Source organism: Pseudoduganella danionis (assembly GCF_009720775.1).
Classification (GTDB): domain Bacteria; phylum Pseudomonadota; class Gammaproteobacteria; order Burkholderiales; family Burkholderiaceae_D; genus Rugamonas; species Rugamonas danionis.
Genome location: NZ_WNKW01000039.1, coordinates 1 through 293, shown reverse-complemented (window position 1 = coordinate 293; position 293 = coordinate 1). Strand labels below are relative to the sequence as shown.

General features: G+C 46.8%; 1 rRNA gene. It reads left to right on the top strand.

Features of this window, described 5'->3' with window-relative positions:
- Positions 1-190: 190 nt before the first annotated feature.
- Positions 191-293 (top strand): 5S ribosomal RNA (gene rrf / locus GM655_RS22615); the annotation flags it as partial.

Here is a 293-nt window from a genome sequence, read left to right as displayed (position 1 = left end):
TCAGGTGTGGAAGTGCAGTAATGCATTAAGCTAACTGATACTAATTGCCCGTACGGCTTGTCCCTATAACCTTAGCAGGATATAGGTAAGAAGACCGTTAAACGTTGTTGAGACAACTTCATTACCCCATTACTTACCAATTCCAGATTCTGAGCAGCGTTCATGAGAACGCGGCTCGTACAAGTCAAAGCTTGATGACCATAGCAAGTTGGTCCCACCCCTTCCCATCCCGAACAGGACCGTGAAACAACTCTGCGCCGATGATAGTGCTGCAACCAGTGTGAAAGTAGGTT